16 protein-coding genes are annotated in these 16799 nt (G+C 67.2%); 5 read left to right on the forward strand and 11 right to left on the reverse strand.

The genetic code is table 11. The annotated features are described in order from the left end of the window. The first annotated feature begins 210 nt into the window (after positions 1–210). Positions 211–753, forward strand: coding sequence for an OsmC family protein (locus MMF96_RS01565; protein WP_176615232.1), 543 nt, complete (start codon positions 211–213; stop codon positions 751–753). A 5-nt stretch (positions 754–758) separates the two neighbouring features. Here MMF96_RS01565 and MMF96_RS01570 read toward each other — a convergent pair whose 3' ends face one another. After that, complete coding sequence (locus MMF96_RS01570; RefSeq protein WP_256882305.1) at positions 759–1430, reverse strand: NADPH-dependent F420 reductase; 672 nt, start codon at positions 1428–1430, stop codon at positions 759–761. A gap of 88 nt (positions 1431–1518) precedes the next feature. Between MMF96_RS01570 and MMF96_RS01575 the strand changes: the two genes are divergently transcribed. Beyond that, complete coding sequence (locus MMF96_RS01575; RefSeq protein ID WP_256882306.1) at positions 1519–2037, forward strand: MarR family winged helix-turn-helix transcriptional regulator; 519 nt, start codon at positions 1519–1521, stop codon at positions 2035–2037. A gap of 51 nt (positions 2038–2088) precedes the next feature. On the opposite strand, the gene MMF96_RS01580 is transcribed toward MMF96_RS01575, so the two are convergent. Then, positions 2089–3573: an FGGY family carbohydrate kinase gene (locus tag MMF96_RS01580; protein ID WP_256882307.1), complete on the reverse strand. Its 1485-nt coding sequence runs from the start codon at positions 3571–3573 to the stop codon at positions 2089–2091. 2 nt (positions 3574–3575) lie between these two features. Then, positions 3576–4766, reverse strand: coding sequence for a xylose isomerase (xylA, locus tag MMF96_RS01585; protein WP_256882308.1), 1191 nt, complete (start codon positions 4764–4766; stop codon positions 3576–3578). Positions 4767–4958: 192 nt separating this feature from the next. Here xylA and MMF96_RS01590 point away from each other — a divergent pair, with 192 nt between their 5' ends. Both MMF96_RS01590 and MMF96_RS01595 read left to right on the forward strand, forming a co-directional pair. After that, positions 4959–6233, forward strand: coding sequence for a D-arabinono-1,4-lactone oxidase (locus MMF96_RS01590; protein ID WP_256882309.1), 1275 nt, complete (start codon positions 4959–4961; stop codon positions 6231–6233). 27 nt (positions 6234–6260) lie between these two features. Beyond that, on the forward strand, positions 6261–7439 hold the full coding sequence (locus MMF96_RS01595) for an ROK family transcriptional regulator (protein ID WP_256882310.1): 1179 nt from the start codon (positions 6261–6263) through the stop codon (positions 7437–7439). Positions 7440–7482: 43 nt separating this feature from the next. Here the strand turns inward: MMF96_RS01595 and MMF96_RS01600 are convergent, their stop codons facing one another. Genes MMF96_RS01600 through MMF96_RS01630 form a run of 7 tightly spaced genes read right to left on the reverse strand, consistent with a single transcriptional unit; the run spans position 7483 to position 14739 of the window. Then, positions 7483–8595, reverse strand: a complete 1113-nt coding sequence (locus MMF96_RS01600; RefSeq protein ID WP_256882311.1) for a Gfo/Idh/MocA family protein — start codon at positions 8593–8595, stop codon at positions 7483–7485. Continuing rightward, the gene (locus tag MMF96_RS01605) at positions 8580–9278 is read right to left on the reverse strand and encodes a ThuA domain-containing protein (RefSeq protein ID WP_256882312.1); all 699 of its coding nucleotides are present in this window, start codon (positions 9276–9278) and stop codon (positions 8580–8582) included. The genes MMF96_RS01600 and MMF96_RS01605 overlap by 16 nt, the downstream gene beginning before the upstream one ends. Before the next feature lie 23 nt (positions 9279–9301). Further along, positions 9302–10306 carry a sugar phosphate isomerase/epimerase gene (locus MMF96_RS01610; protein ID WP_256882313.1) on the reverse strand — a complete coding sequence of 335 codons (1005 nt, stop codon included), beginning with the start codon at positions 10304–10306 and terminating at the stop codon, positions 9302–9304. After that, complete coding sequence (locus tag MMF96_RS01615) at positions 10303–11523, reverse strand: Gfo/Idh/MocA family protein (protein WP_256882314.1); 1221 nt, start codon at positions 11521–11523, stop codon at positions 10303–10305. The genes MMF96_RS01610 and MMF96_RS01615 overlap by 4 nt, the downstream gene beginning before the upstream one ends. 39 nt (positions 11524–11562) lie before the next feature. Continuing rightward, positions 11563–12456 (reverse strand): carbohydrate ABC transporter permease, encoded by an 894-nt coding sequence (locus MMF96_RS01620; RefSeq protein WP_256882315.1) that lies wholly within the window; start codon positions 12454–12456, stop codon positions 11563–11565. A 1-nt stretch (position 12457) separates the two neighbouring features. Further along, positions 12458–13402, reverse strand: coding sequence for a carbohydrate ABC transporter permease (locus MMF96_RS01625; protein ID WP_256882400.1), 945 nt, complete (start codon positions 13400–13402; stop codon positions 12458–12460). Between the two features lie 11 nt (positions 13403–13413). After that, a complete protein-coding gene (locus MMF96_RS01630; protein WP_256882316.1) occupies positions 13414–14739 on the reverse strand; it encodes an extracellular solute-binding protein in 1326 nt (441 codons plus the stop codon). Between the two features lie 182 nt (positions 14740–14921). On the opposite strand from MMF96_RS01630, the gene MMF96_RS01635 reads away from it, so the two are divergent. Beyond that, entirely contained in the window at positions 14922–15962 is a 1041-nt protein-coding gene (locus tag MMF96_RS01635) for a LacI family DNA-binding transcriptional regulator (protein ID WP_176615219.1), read from the forward strand. A 149-nt stretch (positions 15963–16111) separates the two neighbouring features. Here the strand turns inward: MMF96_RS01635 and MMF96_RS01640 are convergent, their stop codons facing one another. Then, the gene (locus MMF96_RS01640) at positions 16112–16765 is read right to left on the reverse strand and encodes a GntR family transcriptional regulator (RefSeq protein WP_256882317.1); all 654 of its coding nucleotides are present in this window, start codon (positions 16763–16765) and stop codon (positions 16112–16114) included. Positions 16766–16799 lie beyond the last annotated feature (34 nt).

Genomic DNA, 16799 nt, shown 5'->3' on the forward strand with positions numbered 1-16799 from the left:
TTCGGCGCATAAGGAACGGGCGCCCGCAACGGCGTGCGGGACCGGGCGCTGCCGCCGGCCCGCCCGGTCATTGTTGCGGGAGATGACAAAAGCCTTGGGGCGGCCGGGAGGCGGCAGCCAGACTTGAGCCCAACAAGGCCCGGCCATGCGGGAACGGCCGGGCGCCACTGTCCACGACGCGCGCCGCGCCGCCATTCCGAAGGGAACTCCATGCCGGAAACCACCATCGCAACCGACCTTGACTCGATCCGCGCCGGCAGGCTTTCCGAAGCCGGTGAATTTTGGACCGGGCGGATCGCGAAGGATGCCGGTAATGCCAAGCTGACCTACAAGGCGGCGGGCGTGGCAGTGGGTTCGGTGGCCACCCGGATCAGCGCCGGAAATCACCAGTTCACCGTCGACGAACCGGCCGGCCTGGCCGGGGACGATGCAGCCGCCAGCCCCGTGGAGTACGCGCTGGGCGCGCTCATTTCCTGCCAGGTGGTGGTGTACAGGCTGTACGCCCACCAGCTGGGCCTGGCGATTGACGAACTCACGATCGACGCCGAGGGTGACCTGGACGTCCGCGGACTGTTCGGCATTGACGAATCCGTGCGTCCCGGATTCACCGCCATCCGCCTCAAGGTGAACATCTCCGGCCCTGAAACGCAGGAACGCTACGAGGAGCTGGCCCGCGTGGTCGCGGACCGCTGCCCGGTCCTGGACCTGTTCGCGAACCAAACGCCCGTCAGTGCCGTGGTGGCGAAGGTCTAGGGTCCTCAGCCCACCGGGGCGAACTCCGGGGCGCCCGCCAGGTGCGCGGCCAACTGGGCTTCCAGGTCGGCCCGGTCATAGGAGCCGGTGAAGATCGGGGTGTCGGTTTCCAATGCGGTGCCGTTGGCCAGCGGGCCGGCGTCCACGGCGTCAAAGCCCAGCCGCTCGATGAAGTCGAGCACCAGGGCCCGGGTGCCGTCGTCATCCGTGGCGACGGCCAGCGCGCGCCGGTCGGGTGCACCGGCCGGGCGGGCATCCAGCTCCAGCTCGTGGTAGCCGATGTGGTTCAGGGCCTTGGCCAGGCGGGCTGCGGGGAGGTGGGAGAGCACCATTTCCGAGCTCGACGGCGCATCCGCCAGCTCCGGCATATCACCGTTCGTGTCGCGCCAGTAGTTCATGGTGTCGATGACATGCTTGCCCGCCAGCCCTGCCGGGTCCAGGGTGCGGAACTTGTGCAGCGGCACGGCGAGCACCACGAGATCGGCCTGTTCCATGAGTTGGGCGGCGGAGACTGCGACGGCGCCGGGGGCCATTACCGAGATGATCAGTTCTATTTCCTTGGGGTCGCCGGAGCCTGCGATCAACACCTGGTAGCCGGCCAGCAGGGCCTGGCGTGCGACGCCGGTGCCCACCTTTCCGGCGCCGAGGATGCCGATGGTCTGTGGCTGGGTGGTCATTGTGCTCCGTCCATATACGTTGTAATACAGACGATCTTACTCTCATATGATCTTTTGTAAAGCGCAGTAGTGCCTTATGATGGGTGGTATGAGTAACAGTTCCGCCCTTCATGAAGTGACGCCAGGTGCCCGGGAGGACTTTGGCTGGACGCTGGGCGTGCTGGTGCGCAACTACCAAAATTCCTCCGCCGCCGTCATGGGCGGATTCCCGCACGGTGCCCGCGGCTACCAGGTCCTGGTAGCCGTGGTGGGCGGCGAACTGCCCAACCAGCTGGCGTTGGCCCAACACCTGGGGATCGACCGCACCGTCATGACCTACCTGATTGACGACTTCGTGAAGGCCGGGCTGGTGGAGCGCCGGCTCAACCCCGCCGACCGCCGCGCCCGCCTCGTGGTGGCCACCGCCCGGGGCGCGGAAGTGCTTGCCGAACTGCAGCGCAGCATGGGACAGGTGGAGGACGTGGTCCTGGCGGCGCTGGAGGATGACGAGCGCAAGCTGTTCCGCACCCTGCTGCGGCGCGTGGCCTGCCAGGCGCCCGAAACCCCGGCCCACGGACTCGGCGCGTGTGAAGCGGTGGAGCAGATGCTCAAGCAGGACGGGGCGTAGGGCCCCTCCCGAAGGGCCGCTTCGGCCGTGAGTGCCCGGCAGGCTGCAGCGTCAACGGCACCGAACCGCAACGCGGCCGTACTGCTCGCGAATCTCCGGCCTGTGGTCCGTAACGGGCGCCGCAAACGTTCCAAGATCCCACCCGGGACGCGTTCCGGACAACGCCCAGGCCGCCTGGACGGCCGCCCCGCGCGCCACGTATTCGCCGGGTTCCGGCACCGTGACGGGGGTGCTGAAAACCTGCCCCGCCACCGCTTGCACCGCCGCGCTTTGTGCCGCACCACCAATGAGCAGCAGCCGTTGCACCGCCGCGCCGGTCCCGGCAACGGCGTCGAGCCCGTCCGCCAGCCCGCACAGCATCCCCTCGATGGCGGCACGGGCAATGTTTTCCCGCGTGGTCGAGGCAATGGACAGTCCGTGGAAGCTCGCCGTGGCAAGGGGCAGGTTCGGCGTGCGCTCGCCCTCAAAATACGGCACCAGCACGACGCCGCCGCTGCCGGGCTGAGCGGCCAGGGCAAGCTCCGCCAACCCGTCCAGGGTGGTGCCCAGCAGGCCGGCCACGGAGCTGAGGACACGGGCTGCATTCAGGGTCACGGCGATGGGCAGGAACCGGCCGCCGGCGTCGGCGAAGCCGGCCACCGTCCCCGAAGGATCGTTGGCGGCTGCCGGAGTTGAGGCAAACACGGTCCCGCTGGTGCCCAGGGAAATGACCATGTCCCCGTCCGTGGCGCCGAGTCCCAGTGCACCGGCTGCATTGTCGCCGGCACCGGCGCCAACGACCACTTTCCGGCCACCCGCCTGGCCTGCGTGGACAGTGCCAATGATGTCCGACGGCGCTGCCACCCTGGGCAGGATCACGTGCCTGCCGGCCGGGCCGCCGGCCCCGGCGCCAAGACCGGGCGAGCCGGCTTCGCGGGCCTGCCGGCCGAAGGCGGCTGCAAACAAGTCCAGGTCGTATGCTTCCCCGCGCGGCGACCAGTAGCCGGTGCCGCTGGCATCAGAGCGGTCAGTGGCCAGCTGTTCCAAATCAGGGCCGAGCGGGCTTTCCCCGGTAGGTCCATATCCACGCAGCCGCCATGACAACCAGTCGTGGGGGAGGGCCACGGCGGCCACCCGCGCGGCGTTGGCGGGTTCATTGTCCCGGACCCACCGGAGCTTGGTGATGGTGAACGACGCCAAGGGCACGGAGCCGCTGCGGTCGGCCAGCCCGGCCGCGCCCAGTTCGGCCACGAGTGCGTCGGCCGACCCGGCGGAGCGGGTGTCGTTCCACAGCAGTGCGTCGCGGATGACAACGCCGTCGGCATCCAGCAGGACCATCCCGTGCTGCTGCCCCGCGATGGAGATGGCGGAAACATCAGCCAGCCCGCCGGCGTCGGAGATGGCGGAAAGCAAGGCATCCCACCAGAAGGACGGATGGACTTCCGTTCCGTGCGGATGGGGCGCGCGGCCTGTACGGATGGTGCGTCCGGTGCCGGAGTCGACGATGAGGACCTTGCAGCTTTGGGTCGAGGAGTCGACCCCGGCAACGAGCGCCATGGCTACCGTGCCCCGAGCAGGTGCTCGATGAACAGCTGCTGGAGCTTGACGAAGCCGAAGCCCTTGCCGCCAAAGTAGGCATCGGCATCAAAGTCCTCACAAGCGGACCTGTCCCCACGCAGGGCCTCCCACGTTTCGCCCGGTTCCAGGGTGGGTTCATTGATTTCAGCCACGCGGGATGCGGCCAGGGCGGCCTGGACCTCGGGGTCGGCGCGGAAGGCGGCGGCGCGCTCCTTGAGCAGCAGGTAGGTGCGCATGTTGGCGGCAGCCGAGTCCCAGACGCCGTTGATGTCTTCGGTGCGGGACGGCTTGTAGTCGAAGTGGCGCGGGCCGGTGTAGGAAGGTCCGCCGCCGGGGCCCCCGTTTTCCAACAGGTCCACGAGGGAAAAGGCGTTTTGCAGGTCGCCGTGGCCGAACACCAGGTCCTGGTCGAACTTGATGCTGCGCTGGCCGTTCAGGTCAATGTGGAACAGCTTGCCCTGGTATAGGGCCTGGGCAATTCCGTGGGTGAAGTTCAGTCCGGCCATCTGCTCGTGGCCGGTCTCGGGGTTGATGCCCACAAGTTCAGGGCGCTCGAGCGTCTCAATGAAGGCCAGGGCATGGCCGAGCGTGGGCAGGAGGATGTCGCCGCGGGGTTCGTTCGGCTTGGGCTCGATGGCGAAGCGGATGTTGTAGCCCTTGTCGGTGACGTAGTCGCCGAGCAGGTTCACGGCCTCGCGGTAGCGTTCCAGGGCGCCGCGGATGTCCTTGGCTGCATCGTATTCGCTGCCTTCGCGCCCGCCCCACATGACGAAGGTGCCCGCACCGAGTTCGGCGGCAAGGTCCAGGTTGTCCATCACCTTGCGCAGGGCAAAGCGGCGCACGCCGCGGTCATTCGAGGTGAAGCCGCCGTCCTTGAAAACCGGGTGGCTGAAGAGGTTGGTGGTCACCATCGGCACGATCATGCCGGTGGAATCCAGTGCATTCTTGAGGCGGTCGATCTCGTGCCGGCGTTCGGCGGCGGTGGCGTCAAACGGGAACAGGTCGTTGTCGTGGAATGTCAGGCCGTAGGCCCCCAGGTCGTTGAGCCGGTTGACAGCCTCCACGGTGTCCAGCCGGGGCCGTGTTGCAGAACCGAACTGGTCCTGGGCCTCCCAGCCCACGGTCCACAGGCCGAAGGAAAATTTGTCGTCGCGTGTCGGTTCAAGGGCCATGGTTGCCTCCAGGTGTGGTGGGGTTCACGAAATAATAAGTTGTGTAACCATACTTATGTCATTCTTTGACCTTGTCAACCATTTTTTGTTTGCGAAATGTGGAGATGTGCGACCAATGATCCCTGGTTTTTATACCTAGCGGCTGTTATGTTGTCTTCAACAGCAAATGATGGGACTTCAAAGGAAACTGACATGCCCGTGGGACAGAAGAGCACCGAAATGAATTGGGCGGGAAACTACCGGTACGGGGCCGCCGCGGTGCACCATCCGCGTTGTGAGGACGAATTACGGACGCTGGTGGCCGGGGCCGGGTCCGTGCGTGCATTGGGAACCCGCCACTCCTTCAATGCCCTTGCCGATGCGGAGGAGCTGGTGTGCCTGGACGCTCTGGCACCCAACATCACCATCGACGCTGCAGCGATGACCGCAACCGTCAGCGGCGGGACACGGTACGGCATCCTGGCCAGTGAACTGGCCAGGCACGGCTTTGCACTCCACAACCTCGCCTCGCTGCCCCACATTTCAGTCGCCGGCGCCATCGCCACGGGAACCCACGGCTCCGGTGACGGCAACGGAAACCTGGCGTCCGCCGTCGCCGGCCTTCGCTTCATCGACGCCGCAGGGGACGTCCGCACGGTGGGCCGCCTGGAAACGGCGGACTTTGCCGGGTACGTGGTGGGTCTCGGGGCGCTGGGCATTGTCACGGAAGTGACCGTGGGGATCGAGCCGGCGTTCGAGGTTGCCCAACACGTATACCTTGACGTGGCCTGGGACCAGGTGCTTGCCGACTACGACGCCGTCACCGGCCGGGCATACTCGGTGAGCCTGTTCACGGACTGGCACGGCGAGAAGGTCGGCCAGCTGTGGTTCAAGCAGCGGCTGGGGGACGGGCGCACCACGGAGTTCCCCGCGCAGCTCCTCGGCGGCAAGGCAGCCACGGCGAACATCCATCCGGTCCCCGGCATGGCGGCCGTGAACTGCACCGCCCAGCTGGGGGCCGCCGGAACGTGGCAAGACCGCCTGGCCCATTTTCGCGCGGACTACCTGCCCAGCAGCGGCGCCGAGATCCAGTCCGAGTGGCTGGTGGCCCGGGAAGACGCCCCGGCGGCCATCAACGCCCTGCGCGCCCGGGCCGGGGAGATTTCCCCCGTGCTCCAGGTGACGGAGATCCGCTCCGTTGCCGCCGACGACCTCTGGCTGAGCGCCTCCTACCAACGCGACAGTGTGGCCCTGCACTTCACATGGATCAAGGACCAGTCCGCCGTGGACAAGGCCGTTGCCGTGGTGGAGGAAACGCTGGCGCCGTTTGCCGCCCGGCCGCACTGGGGGAAGGCCTTCAATGCCCGTGCTGCCGAGCTGGCACCGCTCTACCCCCGTTTTGGGGACTTTCAGGTGCTCGCTGCACGGCTGGACCCGACCGGGAAATTCCGTAACGGTTTCCTGGACCGGGCGGTCTTTGCCGGGTGAGCTCGGATCATGCGACAAAATAGGGGCATGACAATTGAGCCCGAGGGCATCGCCGCGCCCGCCGGGGATCAACGGACCACCAGCCTGTCGCGGCTGCTGACGCTGGTGCACCAGCACGGCATGCTCAGCCGCGCGCAGCTGACCAGGCTGACGGGGCTGAACCGCTCCACCGTGGGTGTGCTGATAGGCCAGCTGGTGGCCGACGGGCTGGTGTTCGAGTCCGCGCCGGCGGGCGGGACGCAGGTGGGCCGGCCCAGCCCCGAGGTCCGGCCCAACCCCGGCGTGGCCGCGCTGGCGGTGAACCCGGAGGTTGACGCCGTCACGATCGGCCTGGTGGGCCTGGGCGGACGGGTCATCAAGAAGATCCGCTACAACACCGGACGCATTCCCACCGCCGCCGAGGCCGTCAACATTGCCGCGGCCGTCATTGCGGGCATGCGCGGGGAGCTTGACTCCGATTACAGGGTGGTGGGGATCGGCGTCGCCGTCCCGGGCCTTGTCACCGCGGCCGACGGCATGGTCCGCCACGCACCCCACCTGGGCTGGCACGGCGAGCCCGTGGCGGAACTGCTCGCGGACGCGTGCGGCTACCCCACTGCCGTTTCGAACGACGCTTCACTGGCCGCCGAAGCGGAACTGGTCTTCGGTGCCGCGGCCGGCTCCCGGAACGCGGTCTACCTCAATGGCGGGGCCAGCGGCATTGGCGGCGGCATCATCAGCGAAGGCCGGCTGCTGGCCGGCGCGTCCGGATTCGCGGGGGAGTTTGGCCACACCCTGGTGCGCAGCAACGGGGCCAGGTGCCACTGCGGCGCCCTCGGGTGCCTGCAGACCGAGGTGCGCCGCGCGCCGCTGCTGGACCTCTTGGGGCTCGACGCCGGTGAGCCCGGCGAGCTGGCCGGCGCCCTGGGCGCCAGCACGGACCCCCTGGTTGCCGCCGAGGTGCGCAGGCAGCTCGGCTTTCTGGCGATTGCCCTGCGCACCGTGGTCAATGTTTTCAATCCGGAGGCCATTGTCCTTGACGGCTTCCTCGCCGCGCTTGATGCAGCGGCGCCGGGCGAACTGGCGGCGGGCGTTGCCGCGCAGGCACTGGAGGAGCCCGCCGCGCAGGTGGCCATCCGCCCGGCGGCCCTCGGGGCCGACCTCATGATGGTGGGCGCGGCCGAACTTGCCTTCGCCCCACTTTTGGCCGACCCCTCCGCCGCGTAGCCGGGGACCGGGATTCCTCCCCGGCTACGCGGCGCAGGGTGCGCTACCCGACGGCGGCGGCCGGTTGCGTGAGCGGGACGGGGTCCGGACGCCCGCAGCGGCTGCCAACGTCCACGGCCCGTCCCGAGCGGGCGGAGCGCAGCACAGACTCCATGATGTCCAAGGCGTGGAAGGCGAGCGTGCCGCTGGCCCGCGGCTGCCCGCCGTCGGGCGTCAGGGCCAGGTCCTGCAGGCCGATGCCGCGGGCGGACTGCGCATAGCCGGCGGAGATGGGGAGGACCTTCCAGTCCTCGGATCCCAGGGTGCGAATTTTGACGGCGCCGGAAAATTGGTTCGGATCGGGGACCACCAGCGAGCCCGTTTCGCCGTGGACCTCAATGTTCGCCGCCTGCGTGGCGACGGCGTCAAAGCTCATGACGAGCGTGGACAGCACGCCGGACTCATGGACCAGGACACCTGTGACGTGGGTGTCCGTGGAGACCGGGACGCTCTCGCCGGCGCGTGGGCCGGAGCCGATGACGCGGGAGTTTCGGGTGTGGCTGGCGGCACCAATCACCGATTTCACCGGGCCCAGCAGCGTGACCAGGGCGGAAACATAGTACGGGCCCATGTCCAGCAGCGGGCCGCCGCCGGGAACGTAGTAAAAGTCGGGATTCGGGTGCCAGCGCTCGTGGCCTGGGGTGACCATGGTGGCCGTGGCGGAAATCGGCCTGCCGATCAGGCCGTCGTCGATGGCCCGGCGCGCGGTTTGCGTTCCGGTGCCCAACACCGTGTCCGGGGCGCTGCCAACCGTGACGCCGGCGGCGGCCGCGGCCGCCAGTACTGCCCGGGCCTCCTCCGTGGTGGCTGCCAGCGGCTTCTCCCCGTACACTTGCTTGCCCGCGGCAATCGCGGCCAGCGCCACCTCGGCGTGGGCGGCGGGGATGGTGAGGTTCAGGACCAGCTCCACCCCGGGGTCGGCAATCAGCTCCTGCACACCCAGGGCGCGCACGCCGGGCAGCCCGTCCGCCACTGCCTGCGCCCGTGCGGGGTCAAGGTCGGCCACGGCCACCAGCCGGAGGGCGTCCAGCGAGGGGAGCGTGTCCAGGTACTGGACAATGATGTTGCCGCAGCCGACGATTCCGATGTTCAGGGGGGTGTTTAGCGGCTGGCCCACAGCATGCCTCTTTCGATGATGGTCTTGACGTTCGGGTTTTCCAGGATGTCCACCTGGTGTCCGGGGGTGGCGACGAAGATGCGCCCCTGCCCCCATTCGCGCGTCCAGATGGCGGGGGAGGTGACTTCGCGGTGCCACGGGTCCCACTCGCGCACCTTTTGGGTGGTGGTGGCGAGGACGTCGATGTAGCTGTCCGCAAGCACCCAGTACTGCTCGGTGACGAGCTCAAAGCTGCCGATCCCTTCGGTGATGGGATGGCCTGCCGCCGCCGGGAGCATGTCCACGCGGTACGGCACGTAGTTGTCCGGCTGTTCCCCTGTCCGCTCGTCGGGGTGCCTGCCCGGGTGGCAGGCGAACTGGCCGCCGATCAGGTGCAGGTAGTCGGAGTTGTTGCGGTAGGAATCGGCAATGCCGCCATGCCAGCCGGCCAGGCCGGTGCCCGCCTCGACGGCCGCACGCAGGCCCTCAAATTCTTCCTTTTCAATGGTGCTCATGGTGTTGCACTGGACGATGAGGTCCACGGTTTTCATGTAGTCGGAGTCGGCATAGACGGCCGGGCCCTCCGCCACCCGGACCGTGTACCCGTTGGCTTCCAGGTGCGGAATGAAAAGTTCGGTGGCCTCAACCGGCTGGTGGCCGTCCCAGCCGCCGCGCACCACGAGTGAGGTTTTGGTGCTTGTCATGGGTGGATGTCCTTTGCTTGGTGTCAGCGGGTGGCGAATGCGGCGTCGAATGCTGCTGCCGGCGGGATGATCCCGGCCAGGGAGCGGACCAGGGCCAGGCCCTGCGGGCCGCCCACCAGCCGGTCCATGCCGGCGTCCTCCCATTCGATACTGGTGGGGCCGGTGTAGTTGATGTGGTTGAGCATGCGGAAGATCCGCTCCCAGGGCACGTCCCCGTGGCCGGCCGTGACGAAGTCCCAGCCGCGGCGCGGATCGCCCCACGGCAGGTGGGAGCCGAGCCGGCCGTTGCGCCCGTCCAGCTGCCGGACGGATTCCTTGACATGGACGTGGTAGATCCGGTCGGCAAAGTCGTACAGGAACGCGGCAGGGTCAAGGTCCTGCCAGATGAAATGGGACGGGTCGAAGTTCAGGCCGAAGCCTTCCCGGTGGCCGATGGCCTCCAGGGTGCGCTGGGCGGTCCAGTAGTCGTAGGCGATTTCCGAGGGGTGGACCTCCAGGGCAAACTTCACGCCCACCTCGTCAAAGACGTCGATGATGGGGTTCCACCGGTCCGCGAAGTCCTGGTAGCCGCGCTCGATCATGGCTTCGGAGGCGGGCGGGAACATGGCCACGCATTTCCAGATGGCCGAGCCGGTGAAGCCGGTGACGGTCCCGGCGCCAAGCCGGGCCGCGGCCCGTGCGGTCATCTTCAGCTCCTCCGCGGCGCGCCGGCGCACGCCTTCGGGGCTGCCGTCGCCCCACACCCGGGCGGACACAATGCCCTCGTGGCGCTCGTCGATGGGATCGTCGCACACGGCTTGGCCGTTGAGATGGTTGGAGATGGCATGGACGGCCAGGTTGTTGCGGGCCAGGATGTCCAGTTTGTCCCGCAGGTAGGAATCGTCCTCCACGGCACGCCACGGGTCCAGGTGGTCGCCCCAGCAGGCAATTTCGAGGCCGTCGTAGCCCCATTGGCCGGCCAGCCTGGCCACTTCCTCAAAGGGGAGGTCGGCCCACTGGCCGGTGAACAAGGTGATGGGCCGGGTCATTGTGCGTCCTCCACGGTGATGGCGTGCTGTCGGGTGGCTGTCCACGTGCTGTTGTTCGCGGCACTTTCCTCCACGGCCGCCAGCACGCGCTGGACCTGGAGGGCGTCGGAGAACGACGGCGTGGGCGTGGTCCCCGTGCCCAGTGCTGTCACGAGGTCTGCCACCTGGTGGGTGAAGCCGTGTTCGTAGCCGAGTCCGTGGCCCGTGGGCCACCAGTTGCCCGCATAGGGGTGGACGGGTTCGGTGACCATGATCCGGTGGAAGCCGCGGGCGTCTGCGGCATCGGTGCCGTCGTAAAACTGCAGGAAGTTCATGTCCTCAAAGTCGAACGCAACGGACCCGAGGGTGCCGTTGACCTCCAGCCGCATGGCGTTTTTCCTTCCCAGGGCGGTGCGGGTCGCTTCAAACACGCCGATCGCGCCGCCGTCGAACCTGGCCGTGAAAAGTGCGGCGTCGTCGACGGTGACCGGGCCGCGGGGCGTGTCCGCGGTGACGTCGCCGTGGCCGCCGAGGCCCACAAATTCGCCGCCCACGGGCCGCTCTTTGGTAAACGTTTCCAAGAGCGCCGAGACGCCGGTGATGTTCAGGCCCGTGACGAACCGGGCCGCATCTATGCTGTGTGCACCGATGTCGCCGAGGGCGCCGGAGCCGGACTTGTCCTTCTCCAGGCGCCAGGTCAGGGGCGCGTGGGGATCGGCCAGCCAGTCCTGCAGGTACTGGGCGCGCACCTGGCGGACGGTGCCGATCCGGCCGTCGTCGACCATGCGCTTCATCTGGGCCACCGCCGGCGTGCGCCGGTATGAATAGCCGCACATGGCAAACACGCCGTTCCGGGCCGCCGCGTCCGCGACGGCGGCCATCTCCTCCGCCTCAGCGACGCTGTTGGCCAGCGGCTTTTCGCACAATACGTGCTTGCCTGCCTCGAGGGCGGCGATGGCGATTTCCGCGTGCGTGTTGCCGGGGGTGCAGATGTCGATGAGGTCGATGTCGTCGCGTGCAATGAGCGCCCGCCAATCCGTTTCAACGGACGCCCAGCCCATGCGTTCCGCGGCGTGTTCGACGGCGTCCCTGTTCCGGCCGGCGACGGCCGCCAGTTCCGGGGTCATGGGCAGGTCAAAAAAGCGGTGTGCCGTGCGCCAGGCGTGGGAGTGGGCGGCGCCCATAAAGGCGTAGCCCACCATGCCCACCCGCAGCGCGGGCGGAGAGTGCTTTTCCATGGGAATGGTTCCTTCGGGTTGGGGTGCCTGGTGGGGCGGCTATTTGCTGAAGCCGGCGGTCAGGCCGGAGAGCAGCTGGCGCCGGCCCACAATGTAGAGCACCAGGATGGGCAGGGTGGTGAGCACCACGGAGGCCAGCACGGCGGGGATGTTGACGCTGTATTCACCTTGGAATGTCCACAACGCCAGTGGCAGGACGCGCAGTTCCGGGCTTTGGGTCAGGATCAGCGGGAGCAGGAAGCCGTTCCACACACCCAGGCCGTTGTAGATGGCCACCGTGACGATGGCCGGCTTGGTCAGGGGGAGGGCCAGGCGCCACAGCGTCTGCCATTCGCTGCAGCCGTCCAGCCGCATGGATTCGAAAAGTTCATTGGGTACGTCGCGGATGAAGTTGGCCATGATCAGCACACTGAGCGGGATGGCGAAGGCGATGGACGGCAGGATGATCGCCAGCAGGCTGTCGTAAAGGTGCATCTTGATGATCATCAGGTAGATGGGGATGATCACCGCCTGCAACGGGATCGCAAGGCCCATCAGGAACAGCGCATTGACGCTTTTGAGGAACCGGCCGCTCCCCCGGACGATGGCAAAGGAGGCCATGAAGGAGAACGCCAGGGACGGGACCACGGTGCCGACGGTGATGAGCGCGCTGTTGACAAAGTACCTGGCGAAGTCCGCTGCCAGCACCATCTTGTAGTTTTCCAGGGTGGGCGAGGTCGGCACGGCCAGCGGGTTCTGGCCGAAATAGCCTGCCTGGGTTTTCAGGCTCGTGATGACGACGTAGTAGATGGGGATGATGATGACGGCCAGCCACAGCCAGCCGGCCACTCCCGCGGGGACGTTGAACCGGCGAAGGCGCAAGCCGGCCCGGCGGGGCGTCCGCCTGGTGCGGGCCGGTGCAGCCGTGGCCGCCTTGGACAAGACACTGGCCATGTTACAGTCCTTCCAATTGGCTGCCGGAGTTGTCCTCGCCGCCGATCCGCTGCAACAGCAAGGCCAGGGCCAGGCCGATCGCCACCAGGATGACGGCGACGGCGCTCGCCGGACCCATGAGGTTGGCCTTGAAGCCCTTCAGGTACATGTCCAGGGCCAGGATGCGCGTGGAGTTGCCGGGCCCGCCGCCGGTGAGGACGAAGACCAGGTCAAAGTACGTGAGCGAACCCACCACCATGAGGGTGGAGGAGGTGATGATGGTGTATTTCAGTTGGGGGACCGTGATGAAAAAGAACTGCTTGACCCTCCCGGCGCCATCAATTTCGGCTGCTTCGTAGAGGGATTTGGGGATTTGCCGGACACCCCCCTGGTAAATGAGCGTGTGGAACGGGACGAACTGCCAGGCAATCACGAAGATCACCACGCCCAGGGCCAGCTCGGGCCGCCCCAGCCAGTCCTGGGCCAGGAACGGCAGGCGCAGGCCTTCAGCCAGTCCGAAGTTCGGGTCCAGGAGCGCCTTGTAGGCAATGGCGATCGCCGCGGAGGAGAGCAGGAGCGGCAGAAAGTACAGCACGGCGAGCACGGCCCGGTATTTCTGGCTTCCCGCCGTGAAGGTGCCCAGCAGCAGGCTGATGGGGGTTTGGACCAGCCAGGACACCACCATGATGACGAACGTCAGCCAGAGGGCGTTGTACATGAGCGGGTCGGAGAAGATGCTGAACCAGTTGGCCAGTCCTGCCGGCGAGATGGCGCCGATCCCGTCCCAGTTGGTGAAGCTGAGCACCAGCACGCCGATGAGCGGGAGCACGGCGAAGCCCACGAAGAAGACCAGCGCCGGAATGACCAGCCAGGCCAGGGCCCCGGTCTTCCCTTTGCCCGCCTGCGGGGTGCGGCCGGCCTTGGTGGCGCCGCGGCGCGCCGGCGGGGTGGTTGCCACTGCAGCCATGGGCCGGACGCTCATTTGCCCAGTGTCGCGTTCATGTTGCTGGCGAATTGTTCCGGCGTGATCGACTTGACGAACAGCTGGTCGATGTTGTTCAGCAGCGCCTCGGCGGCAGTGGGGCTCAGGGCCTGGTCCCAGGACTGCTGGAAATGGGGGGCGTCCTTGCTTTGCGTGTAGACGTACGTCAGGAAGTCCTTGTCGTCGGTGGCCGCCAGCTTGCCCTCGATCCCGGTGACAATCGGGACGCCGCCGTTGCTGATGTAGGCGGCAATCTCGGCCGGGGTGAACAACCCGTCCTTGAAGAACTTCTTGGCCGTTTCCTTCTCGGCGGCGCTGGCCTTGGCGGAGATCGACTGGTAGTTGGCAGGGTTTCCCACCGTGTCCTTGGGGTCGCCTTTGCCGCCTTCCACGGTGGGGAAGTCCACCCAACCGAGCTTTCCCGCCTGGACAAACCCGCCGCCGTCGTTCTTCATGCCCCCGTAGGTCCAGGCGCCATGGAGCATCATGGCGGCCTTGCCGGTGTAGAGAAGGGCCTGGTCGGCGTTGCTGTCTGCGGTGATGGAGGAGAAGCCCTTGATGAAGCCGTTGGCGGAGACCAGCTCCTGGATCTTGGTCAGGGCCTCAAGTGCGGCGGGGTTGGACCAGGCGTTGGCCTTGCCGGCGAAGATGTCGTTGAAGACTTCGGGGCCGCCCACGCGGTCGAACATGAACTCGAGCCACATCATGGACGTCCAGCGGGACTGGCCGCCCAGGGAGATCGGGGCGATCCCCATCCCGTTGAAGGTCTTGACCAGGGTCATGAGGTCGGCCCAGGTCTTCGGCGGCTGGACATTGGCCTTGGCGAAGAGTTCCTTGTTGTAGAAGAAGATGATGGGCGCGACGGTCTGCGTGGGGATGGCGTAGATCTTGCCGTCAACCGTGGCGGCGCCGAAGGCGGATGGGAAAAGCCGCGCCTTTACGTCCGGGTTGGCCTCAAACCAGCTGGTGAGGTCCTCCACCTGTCCCGCTTCCGCGTACGATTTCAGCGTGCCGCCGCCCCAGCCATAGATGATGGTGGGTGCCTGCCCGGCGCCGATCGCGGTCTTGATCTTGGTCTTGTAGGCATCGTTCTGGAAGAACGTCAGTTTGATTGTTTCGTCCGGGTTGGCCTTGTTGAAGGCGTCAATGGTGTTCTTGCGGATGCCTTCGTTCGGCTGGCCGGTGAGCGACCACATGGTGGCGCCGCTGCCGGCCGCCCCTCCGGGCCCCGAGGTGCCGCAGGCACTCAGGCCCCAGGCAGCCAGGGGGGCCACCACCGCAAGGGATAGGAAGGACCGGCGGGAAGCGAAATTTTGTTCCATCTTGTCTCCATTGAAAAGGTCGTCATCGTGGTTTCGAAATATTTCGCAATTAATTCTGCGATTGAGTAGAAGGTAGCGGTGTCACGCATCACATGTCAAGAAAAATAATGGCGAATTTGACGTGAGTAACTGGAAGAATGCACACTTCAGGGGAAGAAACTTTTCGAAATCCAGGGGTAGTGATGAGCGAGAAATCACAGCGGTCCAAGCCGGTGCTGGCCACCGTGGCGGCGCTGGCGGGTGTTTCGGCGCCCACGGTGTCCAAGGTGATCAATGGCAGGGACGACGTCGCCGCCGGCACCCGCGCCCGCGTCCAGGAGGCGCTGGAGCGTCTCGGCTACGAATCGCCCGTGCAGCGGCGTTCACGGTCCGCGGGGCCGGCCATGGTGGAGTTGGTGTTCGACGGCATCAACACCCAGTACTCCCTTGAAGTGCTCACGGGCATCCTCGACTACGCCTCCGCCGAGGGGGTTGAAATTGTGCTGAGCAGCGTCACCCCACGGAAGCTGCACAATGCAAACCATGAAGAGTGGGCCCAGCGCATGGTGGAATCCGGGCGCAAGGGGCTGGTCCTGGTCACGTCGGAGGTGACCGGAAAGCAGCTTGATTCCTTCAAGCGCCGCAGCATCCCCGTGGTGGTGATTGATCCGCTCAACCCGCCCCACAGCGGCTTTGTCAGCGTCGGCGCCACCAACTGGGCCGGCGGGAAGGCGGCCACGGAGCACCTCATTGCGCTGGGGCATGAGCGCATAGCCTATCTGGGCGGGCCGGAGGCCGCCGAGTGCAGCGTGGCCCGGCTGCACGGCTATCTGGCGGCCCTGATGGGCCACGGGATTCCGGCCAGGCCCGGGTACGCCCTGGCCGGGGGGTTCAACCAGGCTTTTGGCGCCTCGGGCGCCGCGAACCTTCTCGCCCTGCCGGAACCGCCGACCGCCATCTTTGCCGGCAGTGATGACATTGCCCTGGGGGTCCTGGATGAAGCCCGGCGCCAAAATGTGCGGGTCCCCGAGGACATCAGCCTGGTGGGCTTTGATGGCACGGCCCTGGCGGAGCAGACCCTGCCCCGGCTGACCTCGGTGGCGCAGCCGCTGAAGGAAATGGGGCGGGCGGCGCTGCGCTCGGTATTGAGGCTGGCCAAGGGGGAGACCCTGGATTCCCTGCACGTGGAGCTGGCCACCGAACTGGTCGTCCGCGACTCTACTGCGGTTCCGCCGGGCCCCTAGGGTTGTGCCCGCACAATATTTCGCTTGGTCCTGGTGGGCGCGGATCTGGCCCGCCTATTCGACCTTGACGGTTGCCGGCAGGAAGTCCGGCCGGCTTTGTCCGGGCCGCACCAGCGGCGGGTGCCGCCAGGCGCGGCCAGGACCTGCGCTCAGCCCTGCTCCCCGGCCCCCAGCGAGAGCCAGTTGTTGCGCGTGGCCAGGGCCGCGCCGTCGGCGTCGCCCAGGCCGGCCAGCCGGATGATCTCGGCGTGGGCCGTGACCGAATGGCGCGCCGCGTGCGAGCTGAAGCGCCGGCGTTCAACGCGCCGCAGCAGCGGCAGGGCCTGGTCCAGGACGGCCGGCACCATGTCATTCCCGCACGCACGGACAAACACTGCGTGAAAGGCGTCGTCGCCAGCCAGGGCGAGATCTGCGTCGTCGTGCTCCAGGGCGTGGGCGAAGCGGCCGTTCGCCTCGGTCAGGGCGGCCAGCTGCTCCCGGCCAAGGAGGGGCACCGCGAGGCGGACGGCGAGCTCGTGCATGGCCGCCACCACCTGCTGGGCGCTGACGGTCGAAGCGGGATCCAGCGGCGCCACGATGGTGGCCCGGCCGGGTGTCGCCTTGACCAGCCCCGCACGTTCCAGCCGCAACAGCGCCTCGCGGATGGGCGTGCGGCTGACGCCCAGCCACTGTTCCAGCTCGGGGTCCTTGAGCCGTTCGCCGGGGCCAAAGGTGCCGTCAACAATGGCGTCGCGGATGGAGTTGTAGACGTCGTCGCGGAGCAAGGGGCGCTTGTGGATGCCGTGGGGCGCGGGGGTGGGCATGGTGCCCATGCTATCCCGCGTCCGGGGCTGTCCA

This window comes from Arthrobacter sp. STN4, assembly GCF_024539665.1.
Lineage (GTDB): Bacteria > Actinomycetota > Actinomycetes > Actinomycetales > Micrococcaceae > Specibacter.

What these genes read in the sequence shown, in the direction of transcription:
- MMF96_RS01565 (WP_176615232.1), top strand. Translation starts at nt 211, where the DNA reads ATGCCGGAAACCACCATCGCAACCGACCTTGACTCGATCCGCGCCGGC.
- MMF96_RS01570 (WP_256882305.1), bottom strand. Translation starts at nt 1,430, where the DNA reads ATGACCACCCAGCCACAGACCATCGGCATCCTCGGCGCCGGAAAGGTG.
- MMF96_RS01575 (WP_256882306.1), top strand. Translation starts at nt 1,519, where the DNA reads ATGAGTAACAGTTCCGCCCTTCATGAAGTGACGCCAGGTGCCCGGGAG.
- MMF96_RS01580 (WP_256882307.1), bottom strand. Translation starts at nt 3,573, where the DNA reads ATGGCGCTCGTTGCCGGGGTCGACTCCTCGACCCAAAGCTGCAAGGTC.
- xylA (WP_256882308.1), bottom strand. Translation starts at nt 4,766, where the DNA reads ATGGCCCTTGAACCGACACGCGACGACAAATTTTCCTTCGGCCTGTGG.
- MMF96_RS01590 (WP_256882309.1), top strand. Translation starts at nt 4,959, where the DNA reads ATGCCCGTGGGACAGAAGAGCACCGAAATGAATTGGGCGGGAAACTAC.
- MMF96_RS01595 (WP_256882310.1), top strand. Translation starts at nt 6,261, where the DNA reads ATGACAATTGAGCCCGAGGGCATCGCCGCGCCCGCCGGGGATCAACGG.
- MMF96_RS01605 (WP_256882312.1), bottom strand. Translation starts at nt 9,278, where the DNA reads ATGACAAGCACCAAAACCTCACTCGTGGTGCGCGGCGGCTGGGACGGC.
- MMF96_RS01610 (WP_256882313.1), bottom strand. Translation starts at nt 10,306, where the DNA reads ATGACCCGGCCCATCACCTTGTTCACCGGCCAGTGGGCCGACCTCCCC.
- MMF96_RS01615 (WP_256882314.1), bottom strand. Translation starts at nt 11,523, where the DNA reads ATGGAAAAGCACTCTCCGCCCGCGCTGCGGGTGGGCATGGTGGGCTAC.
- MMF96_RS01620 (WP_256882315.1), bottom strand. Translation starts at nt 12,456, where the DNA reads ATGGCCAGTGTCTTGTCCAAGGCGGCCACGGCTGCACCGGCCCGCACC.
- MMF96_RS01625 (WP_256882400.1), bottom strand. Translation starts at nt 13,402, where the DNA reads ATGGCTGCAGTGGCAACCACCCCGCCGGCGCGCCGCGGCGCCACCAAG.
- MMF96_RS01630 (WP_256882316.1), bottom strand. Translation starts at nt 14,739, where the DNA reads ATGGAACAAAATTTCGCTTCCCGCCGGTCCTTCCTATCCCTTGCGGTG.
- MMF96_RS01635 (WP_176615219.1), top strand. Translation starts at nt 14,922, where the DNA reads ATGAGCGAGAAATCACAGCGGTCCAAGCCGGTGCTGGCCACCGTGGCG.
- MMF96_RS01640 (WP_256882317.1), bottom strand. Translation starts at nt 16,765, where the DNA reads ATGCCCACCCCCGCGCCCCACGGCATCCACAAGCGCCCCTTGCTCCGC.